The 14,032-nt window shown below is 70.5% G+C and carries 14 protein-coding genes and 1 tRNA gene; 11 read left to right on the top strand and 4 right to left on the bottom strand.

All coding sequences use genetic code 11. The annotated features are described in order from the left end of the window. Positions 1 to 15 precede the first annotated feature (15 nt). Positions 16 to 762 (top strand): alpha/beta fold hydrolase, encoded by a 747-nt coding sequence (locus CLV63_RS08885; RefSeq protein WP_106582467.1) that lies wholly within the window; start codon positions 16 to 18, stop codon positions 760 to 762. Between the two features lie 7 nt (positions 763 to 769). Here the strand turns inward: CLV63_RS08885 and CLV63_RS08880 are convergent, their stop codons facing one another. Genes CLV63_RS08880 through CLV63_RS08870 form a run of 3 tightly spaced genes read right to left on the bottom strand, consistent with a single transcriptional unit; the run spans position 770 to position 2,960 of the window. Beyond that, complete coding sequence (locus CLV63_RS08880; protein ID WP_106582466.1) at positions 770 to 1,279, bottom strand: MarR family winged helix-turn-helix transcriptional regulator; 510 nt, start codon at positions 1,277 to 1,279, stop codon at positions 770 to 772. 50 nt (positions 1,280 to 1,329) lie between these two features. Then, entirely contained in the window at positions 1,330 to 1,989 is a 660-nt protein-coding gene (locus CLV63_RS08875) for a TetR/AcrR family transcriptional regulator (protein ID WP_106582678.1), read from the bottom strand. 14 nt (positions 1,990 to 2,003) lie between these two features. Then, positions 2,004 to 2,960 carry an acyl-CoA desaturase gene (locus CLV63_RS08870; protein WP_106582465.1) on the bottom strand — a complete coding sequence of 319 codons (957 nt, stop codon included), beginning with the start codon at positions 2,958 to 2,960 and terminating at the stop codon, positions 2,004 to 2,006. Between the two features lie 338 nt (positions 2,961 to 3,298). On the opposite strand from CLV63_RS08870, the gene CLV63_RS34990 reads away from it, so the two are divergent. The 10 genes from CLV63_RS34990 to cysN all read left to right on the top strand — a co-directional run bounded on the left by CLV63_RS34990 (position 3,299) and on the right by cysN (position 12,488). Then, positions 3,299 to 3,421, top strand: a complete 123-nt coding sequence (locus CLV63_RS34990) for a hypothetical protein (protein WP_281260707.1) — start codon at positions 3,299 to 3,301, stop codon at positions 3,419 to 3,421. A 228-nt stretch (positions 3,422 to 3,649) separates the two neighbouring features. Next, positions 3,650 to 4,228, top strand: a complete 579-nt coding sequence (locus CLV63_RS08865; RefSeq protein WP_211301220.1) for a hypothetical protein — start codon at positions 3,650 to 3,652, stop codon at positions 4,226 to 4,228. Between the two features lie 164 nt (positions 4,229 to 4,392). Continuing rightward, a tRNA-Gln gene (locus CLV63_RS08860) sits at positions 4,393 to 4,469 on the top strand. A 278-nt stretch (positions 4,470 to 4,747) separates the two neighbouring features. Beyond that, entirely contained in the window at positions 4,748 to 6,205 is a 1,458-nt protein-coding gene (gene glmU / locus CLV63_RS08855; RefSeq protein WP_106582464.1) for a bifunctional UDP-N-acetylglucosamine diphosphorylase/glucosamine-1-phosphate N-acetyltransferase GlmU, read from the top strand. Between the two features lie 17 nt (positions 6,206 to 6,222). Continuing rightward, positions 6,223 to 7,197, top strand: coding sequence for a ribose-phosphate diphosphokinase (locus CLV63_RS08850; RefSeq protein WP_106582677.1), 975 nt, complete (start codon positions 6,223 to 6,225; stop codon positions 7,195 to 7,197). 378 nt (positions 7,198 to 7,575) lie between these two features. Beyond that, a complete protein-coding gene (locus CLV63_RS08845) occupies positions 7,576 to 8,217 on the top strand; it encodes a 50S ribosomal protein L25/general stress protein Ctc (RefSeq protein ID WP_106582463.1) in 642 nt (213 codons plus the stop codon). 32 nt (positions 8,218 to 8,249) lie between these two features. Then, positions 8,250 to 8,918 (top strand): aminoacyl-tRNA hydrolase, encoded by a 669-nt coding sequence (pth, locus tag CLV63_RS08840; protein WP_106582462.1) that lies wholly within the window; start codon positions 8,250 to 8,252, stop codon positions 8,916 to 8,918. A 438-nt stretch (positions 8,919 to 9,356) separates the two neighbouring features. Further along, positions 9,357 to 10,148: a 3'(2'),5'-bisphosphate nucleotidase CysQ gene (locus tag CLV63_RS08835; RefSeq protein ID WP_106582461.1), complete on the top strand. Its 792-nt coding sequence runs from the start codon at positions 9,357 to 9,359 to the stop codon at positions 10,146 to 10,148. 41 nt (positions 10,149 to 10,189) lie between these two features. Then, positions 10,190 to 11,125 carry a sulfate adenylyltransferase subunit CysD gene (cysD, locus tag CLV63_RS08830; RefSeq protein ID WP_106582460.1) on the top strand — a complete coding sequence of 312 codons (936 nt, stop codon included), beginning with the start codon at positions 10,190 to 10,192 and terminating at the stop codon, positions 11,123 to 11,125. Between the two features lie 94 nt (positions 11,126 to 11,219). Then, positions 11,220 to 12,488 carry a sulfate adenylyltransferase subunit CysN gene (gene cysN / locus CLV63_RS08825; RefSeq protein ID WP_106582459.1) on the top strand — a complete coding sequence of 423 codons (1,269 nt, stop codon included), beginning with the start codon at positions 11,220 to 11,222 and terminating at the stop codon, positions 12,486 to 12,488. A 10-nt stretch (positions 12,489 to 12,498) separates the two neighbouring features. On the opposite strand, the gene CLV63_RS08820 is transcribed toward cysN, so the two are convergent. Then, entirely contained in the window at positions 12,499 to 13,992 is a 1,494-nt protein-coding gene (locus CLV63_RS08820; protein WP_245928670.1) for a glycosyltransferase, read from the bottom strand. Between the last annotated feature and the right edge of the window lie 40 nt (positions 13,993 to 14,032).

Raw genomic sequence — 14,032 nt, 5'->3', positions numbered from 1 at the left:
CGCTAGGTTCTCCCCATGCCCCTCATCAGCCATGACACCGCCGGGGACGGCCCCGCTGTCCTGCTGCTGCACGCCGGGGTCGCCGACCGCGGGATGTGGGACGCCCAGCGCCCCCTCCTCGCGAAGACCCACCGCGTGATCCGGGTGGACCTCCGCGGCTACGGCGACTCCCCGCTCCCGCCGCACCCCTACGACCACGTCGAGGACGCCGTCGCGGTCCTCGACGCGCTCGGCGTGCCGAGCGCCGCCGTGGTCGGGGCGTCCTTCGGCGGCCGCATCGCCCAGGACCTCGCCCTGCGCCACCCTCACCGCGTCGAACGGCTGGTGCTGCTCAACCCGGCGAGCACGCTGCTCGAAGCCGACGACGAACTCGGCGCCTTCGAGGAGCGCGAAGAGGCCCTGCTCGACGCGGGCGACCTCGACGGCGCGACCGCGCTCAACGTCGCCACCTGGTGCGGCCCCGACGCCGACGGCGCGGCCCGCGCGCACCTCGCCGCCATGCAGCGCCGCGCGTTCGACATGCAGACGGCGGCCGAGGACCTGGAGGTCGACGAACCGGGCGACCCGGCCGGAATCCGGGCCCCCACCCTGGTGGTCGCGGGCGGCCACGACCTCCGCGCCTTCCATGCCTGCGCACTCGCGCTCCAGCGCGCCATCCCCGGCGCCGAGTACCGCAACCTGCCATGGGCCGGCCACCTCCCCGCCCTGGAGCGTCCGGACGAACTCGGCGCGCTGCTCAGCGAGGCGCTGCGGCCCCGCTGACCGGCGCTCAGACGCGGGGGCCCCGGGCCGGGTCGTCCATCGGGGCGAGCAGCGACCGGAGCAGCGCCGCGAGCGCCGCGCGGTCGTCGGCGGCCATGGCGCCCAGGATCGTCTCCTCGTAGCTGAGCAGCGCCGCCAGCGCCGCGTCGACCCGTTCGCGGCCGGCCTCGGTGAGGCGGACCAGGACCCCGCGCTTGTCGGTCGGGTCGGGGAAGCGGCGGACCATCCCGGCCTCGGCCAGGCGGTCGATGCGGTTCGTCATGGTGCCCGACGTGACCAGGGTGGCGCGCAGCAGCCGCCCCGGCGTCATCTCATAGGGCGCACCGGAACGGCGGAGCTCGGCCAGGACGTCGAACTCCCAGGGCTCCAGCGCGTGGGCGGTGAACACCGCGCGCCGCGCGCGGTCGAGATGGCGTGTCAGGCGCGCCACCCTGCTGAACACCTGAAGGGGCTCGACGTCGAGGTCGGGGCGTTCCGCTCGCCACGCCTCGACCAGCCCGTCGACCTCATCGTGCATACGGGCGAGTATATCTCTTGACATCGAGATAAATCAGTGCCCGGCGGACGTCAATCCTTCGAGCGCCGCTTCTGCGCCGACTCCAACCGCGGCTTCCCATCGAGATTCGAGAGGCCGTTCCACGCCAGGTTCACCAGGTGCGCCGCCACCACCTCGCGCTTGGGCTTGCGCACCTCCAACCACCACTGGCCGGTCAGCGCAACCATGCCGACCAGCGACTGGGCGTACATCGGGGCCAGCTTCGGATCGTAGCCGCGCGCGCGGAACTCCTCACCGAGCACATGCTCGACCTGGGTCGCGATATCGCTGATCAGGCTCGCGAAACTGCCCGTACCCGACGCCGCGTGGGAATCGCGCGCCAGGATCCGGAAACCGTCGCTGCTCTCCTCCACATACCGCAGCAGCGCCAGCGCGGCCTGCTCCAACTTCACCCGGGGATGGTCGCCGGTCAACCCCTCGGCGACCATCCCCAGCAGCTTCTGCATCTCGCGGTCGACCACGACCGCGTAGACGCCCTCCTTGCCGCCGAAGTGCTCATAGACCACCGGCTTGGACACACCGGCCCGCGCGGCGATCTCCTCGACCGACGCCCCATCGAAGCCGCGCTCGGCGAACAGTTCCCGACCGATCCCGAGAAGCTGCTCTCTGCGCTCTTTGCCGGTCATGCGCTTCCGGCGCGACCGGGGTTTCTGCTCACTCACGGCTTCCATGATGGCCAATCGGACTAGGCGGCGACGCGCTTGGCTTCCAGACGTTCCTTGTTGGGCCACCGGACCTTGGTGGCCCACCCCAGCTTCTCGAACATCCAGATGATGCGCGCGGAAATATCGATCTGGCCCTTGAGGACACCGTGGCGCGCGCAGGTGGGGTCGGCGTGGTGCAGGTTGTGCCACGACTCGCCGAAGGAGGGGATGGCGAGCCACCACACGTTCCGGGAGCGGTCGCGGACCTCGAAGTTCTCCTCGCCGATGGTGTGGCAGATGGAGTTGATCGACCAGGTCACGTGATGCAGCAGGGCGACGCGGATGAGGCTCGCCCAGAAGAACGCCGTGATCGCGCCCCACCAGGACATGGTGGCCAGCCCGCCGATGGCGGCCGGGGCGAACAGCGAGAACAGCACCAGCGGGAGGAACAGCCTGTCGACCTTGACGATGTCCTTGTCCTTGAGCAGGTCCGGGGTGAACCGCTTGGGCGAGGTCTTCTCCTCGCTCAGGAACATCCAGGCCATGTGCGCGTAGAACAGGCCCTTGGCGACCGAGCGCCAGTCGTCGCCGAAGCGCCACGGCGAATGGGGGTCGCCCTCGGCGTCGGCGTACTTGTGGTGGCGGCGGTGGTCGGCCACCCACTTGATGACGCTGCCCTCGATGGCGAGGCTGCCCGCGACGGCCAGCGCGATGCGCAGCGGCCGCTTCGCCTTGAAGGAGCCGTGGGTGAAGTGCCGGTGGAAGCCCACCGTGATGCCGAGCCCGCTGACGAGGTAGAACACCGCGCCGATGGCGAGGTCGATCCAGCTCAGGCCCCAGCCCCACGCGAAGGGCACGGCCGCGACCAGGGCGATCAAAGGCACGAAGACGAAGAAGAAGACCGTGACACGCTGGGCCTTGCTCGTACCTTCGGGGTCGAGTTCGGGCTCGGGCGCGCGGCGCGCCGCCTCCGGAGCCATCTCGGGTACTGCGGTCATCTACCAACCCTTGCTCATGACGGCCGTGTGTCGAAACAGGAAGTGTGCGCAGGCGAGTCGTTTTCGACCCGCGCAACCCGGCCGACCGGCGGTCGCCTTGACTGATACCTACGTAAACGTAACCTACGCGTCCGTAGGTTAGGCAAGCCCATGCCGGTCACGGATCCGCCGATGCCGAGTCGCACGATCGCCGCAAGCCCGCCCGGCGCCGGGATCCGCGTTCGGCGGAGGGGGTCGGTGTGACGAAAAAGTGAGACTTATATTACTTCGACACACCCGGTCTGTGGATAACTCGAACATGAGATCGAAAAATATACTGCTTCCTCGATGCTTGGGAGATGGACGAGAACCCCGACGCCCCCTCCCGCACCGTCGAGTCCCTGCGCCCCCGCGCCATCGCAATGCGCGAGCAGGGCTTCAGCAACCCCGAGATCCGCTCGGCCTTGGGCCTGAGCGGTTAGGACCTCACCAAGCTCTTCGCCGGACACGTCGACCCCAAACACGAGAACCTCGCCAAGCGCGCGAAGCCGGCGGCCCGCGAGCGCGCCCGCGAACTGCGCGCCCGGGACTGGAGCTACGACGCCATCGCCCGCGAGCTGAACGTTTCCAAGAGCAGCCTCTCCCTGTGGCTGCGCGACCTCCCCAAACCCGCCCGGGCCTACCCGGGCCCGCCGCCCGAGGGGCGCGACATGAGCCAGAAGGACTGGGAAGCGCACTGCGCCTCCCACGCGGCGGCCTACTGGCGGCGCAGGTCCATGGAGACCCGCCGCGAGCTCGCCGACATCGGAGACGAGGTCGGCGAGCTGTCCGATCGCGAGTTGTTTCTCATCGGCGCGATGATCTACTGGTGCGAAGGCGCGAAGAGCAAGCCATGGCGGCGTCAATCACGGGCGATCCTGATCAACAGCGATCCGGATCTGATCCGCCTTTACCTGCGGTTCCTTTCCTCCTGCGGGTGGAGTACCGATCGGCTGTCGTTCCGGATCAGCATCCACGAGAGTGCGGACGTCGCCGCCGCGACGCGCTATTGGGCTGAGGTGGTCGATGTCGCGGTGAACCGATTCCAGAAGCCGACACTGAAGACGCACAAACCGGCGACCAGGCGGAAGAACGTGGGCGACCACTACCACGGCTGCCTCGTCGTCACTGCTCGTCAGAGCTCTGCGCTGTACCGCCAGATCGAAGGCCACGCCCAGGCCATCATGTGCGGCCCCGACCGCGCCCGGGTGGACCTGCTCATGGGGCGCAAGCTCAACCAAACCCGTTGAACTGCGCCGCGTCGGATGCGGTCGGCCCGCGTGTCGCGCGTGCGTGCGTTTCGGCGGCCGGCCCGGCCCAATCGAGTGTGCTCCGCACGCTGCCAGGCGCTATCGTGGATCTTCCTCGCTGCTCGCGAGTCATCCTCCTCGGATGACCTGCGCTGGAGCGTCGGTCCCGGGTGGTGTAATCGGTAGCACGGGGTATTTTGGGTGCCTTCAAGTTCGGGTTCGAGTCCTGACCCGGGAGCCAGGTCATAGGGGTTCGAGTCGTTTGCGGCTCGGACCCCGTCCGTGTTTCGGCCGCATTGGCCGCAGCCTCCCCGACACTGCGCCGCCCCTCGACCGCCGCCGCATCTGCGCGCCGCGGGCCGCATGTATCCTGCCCATGTCGGCGTCGCGTCGTGCCTGCTCGGGTGCCATACGCGCCATCCGCGGCCCCGTCGATACCATCGGGCCGATGCGGCGGTGCGCCCCCACCGCGCCGAACCGGCCGTTCATCCGCCAGCGAATCACGAGGAGTCTCCGCCTGTGAGCGCGAGCCGCCCGGCAGCCGTCATCGTCCTCGCCGCGGGCGAGGGCACCCGAATGAAGTCCCGCCTCCCCAAGGTCCTGCACGAGCTGTGCGGCCGGAGCATGCTGGGCCACGTCCTCGCGGCGGCGGCCGAGTTGGACCCCGAGCGCACCGTGGTCGTCGTCGGACACGGCCGCGACCAGGTCACCGAACACCTCAAACACGCGGCCCCCGGGGTCGGCACCGCCGTCCAGGACGTGCAGAACGGCACCGGCCACGCGGTCCGCATGGCCGTCGAGGCGCTGCGCGGCCAGGGCGTGGCGCTGTCGGGCACCGTCGTCCTCGCCTACGGCGACACCCCGCTCCTGACCGGTGCGACCCTCACCGACCTGGTCGCCGCGCACGAGCGCGCCGGCAACGCCGTCACGGTGCTGTCGGCGCGGGTGCCCGACCCCGACGGCTACGGCAGGGTGGTGCGCGGCGACGACGGCGGGTTCACCGCCATCGTCGAGCACGCCGACGCCGACGCCGACCAGCGCGCCGTCGACGAGATCAACTCCGGCATGTACGCCTTCGACGGCGCCCTGCTCAGCGACGTCGTCACGCGGCTGTCCACCGACAACGCCAAGGGCGAGGAGTACATCACCGACGCCGCGGCGATCCTGCGCGGCGACGGCCACCGGGTCGACGCCGCCGTCGCGCGCGACTGGGTGGAGATCCAGGGCGTGAACGACCGCGTGCAGCTCGCCGAGGCCCGCCGGCTGCTCAACGACCGCCTGCTGACCCGCCTCATGCGCGACGGGGTCACGGTCGTCGACCCGGCGACCACCTGGGTCGACGCCGAGGTGCGGGTCGGCCGCGACTCCGTGGTCGAGCCGCAGACCCAGCTCCAGGGCCGGACCGCCATCGGCGAGGGCGCGCACATCGGGCCCGCCACGGTGCTCAGCGACACCGTCGTCGGCGACGACGCCACCGTCTCCCACACCGTCGCCAAGGAGGCGTCGGTCGAGGAGGGGGCGACCGTCGGCCCGTACGCCTACCTGCGCCCCGGCGCCTCGGTGGGGCCCAAGGCGAAGGTCGGCACCTACGTCGAGGTGAAGAACGCCACCGTGGGCGAAGGGTCGAAGGTCCCCCACCTCACCTACGTCGGCGACGCCGACATCGGCGTGGGGGTGAACATCGGCGCCTCGTCGGTGTTCGTCAACTACGACGGTGTCTCCAAGAGCCGCACCACCATCGGCGACCACGCCAGGACCGGCAGCGACAACATGTTCGTCGCGCCGGTCGAGGTCGGCCCCGGCGCCTACACGGGCGCGGGGACCGTGGTCCGCTCGGACGTCCCGCCCGGTGCGCTCGCGGTCTCGTCCGGCGGGCAGCGCAACATCGAGGGCTGGGTCATGCGGAAGCGCCCGGGGTCGGCGGCCGACGAGGCCGCGCAGCGGGCGAACGCCTCAGGGCGGAACAACGATCAGTGACTGTGGGGGATCAGAAGTTGACGGGCATGAAGGCCGCGGGACAGAAGAAGCTCATGCTGTTCTCGGGGCGAACGCACCCGGATCTGGCAGAGGAGGTCGCCGCCCAGCTCGACATCGAGGTGGTGCCGACCAAGTTCCAGGAGTTCGCGAACGGTGAGATCTTCGTCCGCTATCTGGAATCGGTGCGGGGGAGCGACGCGTTCGTGCTGCAATGCCACTCCAACCCGATCAACGAGTCGATCATGGAGCAGCTGATCATGGTCGACGCGTTGAAGCGCGCGTCGGCCAAGCGCATCACGGTGGTGACCCCGTTCCTGGGGTACGCCCGCCAGGACAAGAAGCACCGCGGCCGCGAGCCCATTTCGGCGCGGCTGATGACCGACCTGTTCCACACCGCGGGCGCCAACCGCCTGATGGCGGTCGACCTGCACACGGACCAGATCCAGGGCTTCTTCGACGGTCCCGTCGACCACCTGTTCGCGCTGCCGATCCTGGCCGACTACATCGCCTCCGAGGTGGCTTCGGAGAGCGCGACCGTGGTGTCGCCCGACGCCGGCCGGGTCCGCACCGCCGACCGCTGGGCCGACCGCCTGGGGCTGCCGCTGGCGATCATCCACAAGCGGCGCGACCCCGAGGTCGCCAACGAGGTGAAGGTGCACGAGGTCGTGGGAGAGGTCGACGGCCGCACCTGCATCCTCGTCGACGACATGATCGACACCGGCGGGACCATCGTGAAGGCCGCCGACGCGCTCTTCGAGCAGGGCGCCGCGCGGGTCGTCGTCGCGGCGACCCACGGCGTGCTGTCGGGCCCGGCGGCGGAGCGGTTGCAGAACTCCCGCATCTCCGAGGTGGTCATCACCAACTCGCTGCCGGTGCCGAAGGAGCGGCAGTTCGAGAAGTTGACCCAGTTGTCGATCGCGCCACTGGTGGCGCGGGCGATCAACGAGGTTTTCAGCGACGGTTCGGTCACGAGCCTGTTCGAGGACGCCTAGACTGCGTTGCGGCAGGGCGCCCCGGCCCGGGGCGCTCGTGTCGGCACGTGATCCGTGGTGGTCATGGGACCCTTCGGAAGGTGCCGTTGCGGGGGTGCTCCGGCGCTCCACGCACGGCCTTCCGACCGGCCGGGGCCGCGGTAGGCCGCCCCGGCTCTGCCCGGTCGTGTTCGGAGCCGTCATCGGAGCCGGTAGGATCGCCTGAGTGTCCCGCGTCCGCGGGGCCCGTCCCTGCGGGTGTGTGAGCTCGCTTCCAACGTGGCGCGGCGCGGTCGTGTTCCCCGTTTTCGGCGGGGGTTCCCCCGCAAACGCGGGAGTGGTTCCAACTATCAAGTCGTGTTCCCCGTGCATGCGGGGACGATCCCGAGGAGTTTTGTCGTGTCCGAGGTACGCATCGCTGCCGAACCGCGCACCGAGTTCGGTAAGGGCGCCGCTCGCCGCGCTCGCCGCGCGGGTAAGGTGCCGGCCGTCCTCTACGGCCACGGGACCGACCCGCGCCACATCACGCTGCCGGGTCACGACCTGATGCTCGCCCTGAAGACCCCGAACGTGCTGCTGCGCCTCGACGGTGTCGAGGGCGCCGACAACCTGGTGCTGCCGAAGGCGGTGCAGCGCGACGCCATCAAGGGCTTCCTTGAGCACGTCGACCTGCTGGTGGTGAAGAAGGGCGAGAAGGTCACCGTCGAGATCGCGGTGACCCTCGTGGGCGAGATCGCGCCGGGCGGGGTCCTGAACCAGGAGCTCGTGCAGGTCGAGGTCGAGACCGAGGCGACCCACATCCCCGATGGCGTCGAGTTCTCCATCGAGGGCATGGAGACCGGTGCGCACGTCACCGCCGCCGACCTGAAGCTGCCGAACGGCGTCGAGCTGATCTCCGACCCCGAGACCCTGGTCCTCACGGTCGCCGCCGAGCGCACCGACGAGGAGCTGGAGGCCGAGACCACCAGCGACACCGAGGCTCCGGCCGAGCCTGAGGCCGTCGAAGGCGGCGAGGAGAAGGCCGAAGCGGCCGCCGAGTAGGGCGTCGCCGACTCCGACGGGATCTGTTCGTGATGCGCGGTCTCTTTCAGCGATTGCTGGGAGGCCGCGCGTCGTCGTTCCCGGGCGCGGATCCGGGGCATGAGGGGACAGGGAGCACGTCGGTGGATGCGCAGCGGTGGCTGGTGGTCGGGTTGGGCAACCCGGGGCCGAAGTACGCCGGGAACCGGCACAATGTCGGTTTCCTCGTGGTGGACGCGCTGGCCGAGCGGGAGCGCGAGCGTTTCAAGGCGCACAAGGCGCACGCCGAGGTGGCGGAGACCCGCGTCGCGGGGGTGCCGGTGGTGCTGGCGAAGCCGCGCACGTACATGAACCTGTCGGGCGGCCCGGTGGCGGGCCTGTCCTCGTTCTACAAGGTGCCGGTCGAACGTGTGCTGGTGGTGCACGACGAGTTGGACATCGAGTTCGGCGCGCTGAAGTTGAAGCGGGGCGGCGGGCCGGGCGGGCACAACGGCCTGCGGTCGGTGTCGGCGTCGTTGTCGTCCCCGGAGTACGTGCGGGTGCGCGTGGGGATCGGCCGCCCGCCCGGCCGCATGGACGCGGCGACCTATGTGCTGCGGGACTTCTCGGCCGCGGAGCGCAAGGAGTTGGACGTGGCGGTCGAGCGAGCCGCCGACGCGGTGGAGACCGTGCTCCGCGACGGTCTGGAGAAGGCGCAGAACGTCTATCACACGGCGCGGTAGCGGGGTCGGGGTTCGAAAGGGGCCGGGCCCCTTGGGCGGTACCGCACACGGCGCGGTAGCGGGGTCGGGGTTCGAAAGGGGCCGGGCCCCTTGGGCGGTACCGCACACGGCGCGCTGACGGGCCGGCACCAAGACAAAGGACACGCGCGCCCGGGTGAGCGGGTGCTCCGCCGTCATGTTCATTACGATGGACACTGGACGCCGCGGGGCCTCGCCATGCGACCGCGGCGGGCACGGCCCACGTGCCGTCCGCAGTGCTGCGGTCTCCGACAATTGGCGGGATTGTGGCAGGTCGGCGTTGTCGGCAGGTGACTCGTCGGCGGAATCGGGCCGCCTCGATCCGCGCGACGTGGAAAACTGGTCGTCGACCCCCGGCGGCCGAGTTCTGTGCGGAGCATGGTCAGCGGTGATCCATAGGGCGGGAGCATACTGAGTCCGGTGAGCACCATCCGAAACGATCATGAAGTGGCGCGCGATCTCGCCATAGAGGCCGGTCAGCAGCTCCTGCGGTTGCGTGTGCGCAGCGGCTTCGAGGAGCCGGAGGTGCTGCGCACCCTGGGCGACCGGGTCGCGCACGAGTTCCTGTTCTCCGCGCTGGGCCGGTTGCGGCCCAGCGATTCCGTGCTGTCGGAGGAGGGCCGGGACGACCCCGCGCGGCTGTCGGCGCGCCGCGTGTGGATCATCGATCCGCTCGACGGCACCAGGGAGTTCTCGGAGGAGGGCCGCACCGATTGGGCGGTGCACGTGGCCCTGTGGGAGAACGGTGTGCTCGCCGCCGGGGCGGTATCGCTGCCGGCGATGGGCAGCACGCTGTCGACGGTCGATCCGCCGTGGTTTCCCGAGGAGCGCCCGGCCGGCCAGCGGCTGCGCATCACCACGAGCAGGACGCGCCCCCCGGAGTTCGTTCAGCGCATGGGCACCCAGTTGGGCGCGGAGATCATGCCCATGGGTTCGGCCGGCGCCAAGATCTGCGCGGTGCTGCTGGGTATGGCCGACCTCTATGTGCACGCGGGCGGGCAGTTCGAGTGGGACAGTGCGGCGCCGGTCGCCGTGGCGCGGGCCGCGGGGATGCACACGTCGCGGATCGACGGCGCCGAGCTGACCTACAACGAGAGCGACCCGACCCTTCCGGATATCCTTGTTTGTCGACCGGAATTGTCGGCGACCTTGTTGGCCAGTATCCGCGACGTCGCGGACCTCGACAGTGCGGATCCACACGCGGGCGGGTAATGGCGCCCCCCGCTCAGCAGTACGAGCGTGAGGCGATATTCATGGCACAGGCCGGGCAGCGCACACCGCAGGGGCGGTACCAGCTCTCGCAGTTGGACTTCCTGGAGTCCGAGGCGATCTTCGTCATGCGGGAGGTCGCCGCCGAGTTCGAGCGGCCCGTTCTGCTCTTCTCCGGCGGCAAGGACTCCATCGTCATGCTGCGCCTGGCCGAGAAGGCGTTCTGGCCGGCGCCGATCCCGTTCCCGGTCATGCATGTCGACACCGGGCACAACTTCCCGGAGGTCATGGAGTTCCGCGACCGCAGGGTGGCCGAGGCGGGGGTGCGCCTGGTGGTGGCCTCCGTCCAGGAGCAGATCGACGCGGGCAAGGTCACCGAGACCACCGGGCGCTGGGCGAGCCGGAACCGCTTGCAGACCGCGGCGCTGCTGGAGGCGGTCGAGGAGCACGGGTTCACCGCGGCGTTCGGCGGTGCGCGGCGCGACGAGGAGAAGGCGCGCGCGAAGGAGCGCATGTTCTCCTTCCGCGACGAGTTCGGCCAGTGGGACCCCAAGAACCAGCGGCCCGAGCTGTGGAACACCTTCAACACCCGTATCAACCAGGGCGAGCACATCCGGGTGTTCCCGTTGTCGAATTGGACGGAGCTGGACGTTTGGGGCTACATCGCCCGCGAGCGCCTGGAGCTCCCGTCCATCTACTTCTCGCATGAGCGCCGGGTGTTCGAGCGCGACGGGATCCTGCTCGCCGACAACGCGTTCGTGACGCGCGACGACGACGAGGAGCTGTTCGAGGCGACCGTGCGCTACCGCACGGTGGGCGACATGACCTGCACGGGGGCGGTGCGCTCCGCGGCCGTCGCGCTGGACGAGGTGATGGCGGAGATCGCGGCGACCCGGATCACCGAGCGGGGCCAGACCCGCGCCGACGACCGCACCAGCGAAGCCGCCATGGAGGACCGCAAGCGCGAGGGGTACTTCTAAGGGCGGGTGCCCCGGCACCGCCGCCGTGTCCCCGCCCCGCCGTACCCCCCTGCCAGTCCCCGCCCCGCCCTCGACCGTTTTGGATACGCCAGCAATGACAACAGACATCCTGCGCTTCGCCACGGCCGGCTCCGTCGACGACGGAAAGAGCACGCTGATCGGCCGGCTGCTGTACGACTCGAAGTCCATTTTCGAAGACCAGCTCGACGCGGTCGAGCGGACCAGCCGCACCCGCGGCGAGGAGCAGACCAACCTGGCGCTGCTCACCGACGGCCTGCGGGCGGAGCGCGAGCAGGGCATCACCATCGATGTGGCGTACCGGTACTTCGCGACGCCGCGGCGCACCTTCATCATCGCCGACACCCCGGGCCACATCCAGTACACGCGCAACATGGTCACCGGGGCCTCGACCTCCGACCTCGCCGTCATCCTGGTCGACGCCCGCAAGGGGCTCCAGGAGCAGAGCCGCCGCCACGCGTTCCTCGCCACCCTGCTCCAGGTGCCGCACCTGGTGCTGGCCGTGAACAAGATGGACCTGGTCGACTACTCGCAGGAGCGCTTCGAGGAGATCAAGCGGGAGTTCTCGGCGTTCGCGACGAAGCTCGACGTCCCCGACCTGACGTTCATCCCGCTGTCGGCACTGCTCGGCGACAACGTGGTCGACCGCTCGATGAACATGCCGTGGTACGACGGCCCGTCGCTGCTGCACCACCTGGAGAACGTGCACATCGCCTCCGACCGCAACCTGATCGACGTGCGGTTCCCCGTGCAGTACGTGGTGCGGCCGAACAAGGCCGACGACCCGGAGCTGCACGACTACCGCGGCTATGCCGGGCAGGTCGCCGGTGGCGTGCTGAAGCCGGGTGACGAGGTCGTGCACCTGCCGTCGGGGCTGACCACCCACATCTCGCGCATCAGCACGGCGGACGGCGACGTCGCCGAGGCGTTCCCTCCGATGTCGGTCACCCTGCAACTCGCCGACGACCTCGACATCTCGCGCGGCGACATGATCTCCCGGCCCAACAACAGGCCCGTGGTCACCCAGGACCTGGAGGCGATGGTGTGCTGGATGTCGGAGAGCCGCACGCTGACCCCGCGCAGCAGGCTCGTCGTCAAGCACACGACGCGGACCGCGAAGGTGGTGGTGCGCGACCTCCGGTACCGGCTGGACGTCAACACGCTGCACCGCGACGAGGAGGCGGACGCGCTCGCGCTGAACGAGATCGGCCGGGTGTGCCTGCGGGTCACCCAGCCGCTCTTCGTCGACGAGTACAAGCGGAACCGGTTCACGGGCGGGTTCGTGCTCATCGACGAGCACACCAACACCACGGTGGGCGCGGGGATGGTCGTCGGCGCCGAGTAGCAGTGGGCGGTCACGGCCCTCTGCCGATCCGGTGCAGTGTGCGCAGCACGGTCCCGGCGGGCACCCCGCAGGCGACGGCGAGCGCCAGGTAGCCGCGCCCTTCGAAGGGGCGGCGGCGCAGTGCGGCGACCGCCCATTCGAGCGCGGGCGCGCGGCGGCCCGACGCCGCTTCGGCGAACGCGATCCGGCCGGCGATGCGGGCGTGCCCGGCGGGCACCAGCCGGAACTCGGGGTATTCCGACAGCAGCCAGCGCAGCGCGATGGACACCGATCTCCACCGCCCGTCGCCGTGCGGGTGGCGGTGCCGCAGCACGCGGACGGCCGCCACCGGGATGTTGCGCACCGGCGCGCGCTGGGCGAGTCGGAGCAGCAGCTCGTAGTCGTGCCCGTAGCTGCCCGGGATCTCCTCGCTGACCAGCCCGCAGCCGTGGACGAGCGCGTCGCGGCGGAGCAGGAACGTCGAGGGGTGCAGCGGGGTGGTGTTGGAGCGGAGCAGGTCGCCGAAGCCGACGGTGGTGCGGTTCAGGACCCGCGGCGTTGTGCCGCCTTGGTGGACCGCGGTGATGCCGCAGCTCACGAGTTCTGTGTCGGGTTCGGCGCGCATGACCTCGACCTGGGCGCGGAGCTTCTGGGGCAGCCATTCGTCGTCGTCGTCGCAGAACGCGACGAGTTCGGTGTCGGCGGCGAGGACCCCGGTGTTGCGGGCGCCGGCCAGCCCGGGGGACAGGGTGTTGCGCAGGACGAGGACGGGGCGGTCGCCGTTGTCGTCGGACAGGGTGTGGTCGGGTTCCTCGTGGTCGTGGACGACGAGGGTGGTGATCCGGCCGGGGTAGTCCTGCACGGTGATGCCGCGCAGCGCGGTGCGCAGCAGGTCGGGGCGGCCCCGGGTGGGGACGACCACGGTCACCTCGGGCCAGGGCGGGCCGAAGGACCCGGCGGGCGGCAGCGGGCGCTGTGCGGTGCTGCGGGCGCGCGGGGCGGCGTGCAGGTCGGTGAGGTCGACGGCGCGGCGTACCGCGGCGCCGGGGTCGGGGACGCCGCCGACGCGGAACCCGCCGGGCCGGGTGAGGGCGGTGTCGAGGGTCGCGGCGAATTGCTGGGAGCTGGCGCAGGAGCGGACGACGCCGGCGTCGTCGAGCCGGGTGACGAAGCGGAGCTGGTGGTCGTCGACGTGCTCGCCGAGTTCGGGGTCGCGGGCGACGGCGATCGGCAGCCGCCCGGCCCGGCGCGCCGCGGTGATGGAGGCGTGGCCGCCGTGGGTGACCACGGCGGCCGCCTCGTCCATGAGGGCCGCGAGGCGGTCGCGGTCGAGGTAGGCGGCCGCTTCGGCCGACACCGGCGGCCGGGTGCGGCCGTGCTGGATGAGGACGCGGACGCGGGGGTGCCGGCGCGCGTAGTGGTCGGCCCAGTCGACCAGCCGTCCGAACGGGTGGTGGTTGGTCCCGATGGTCACGAGGACCAGGGGGCGGTCGTCAGGGGCCGGTGCGCCGTTCGGTTCGGTCACAGGAGCAGCCCAACGGGTGTGGCGGGGCGGGCCTGGGAAG

The organism is Murinocardiopsis flavida, from assembly GCF_003014485.1.
GTDB lineage: Bacteria > Actinomycetota > Actinomycetes > Streptosporangiales > Streptosporangiaceae > Murinocardiopsis > Murinocardiopsis flavida.
The sequence above is the reverse complement of the archived record's forward strand: the minus strand, read 5'-3'. Positions and strand labels throughout refer to the sequence as shown.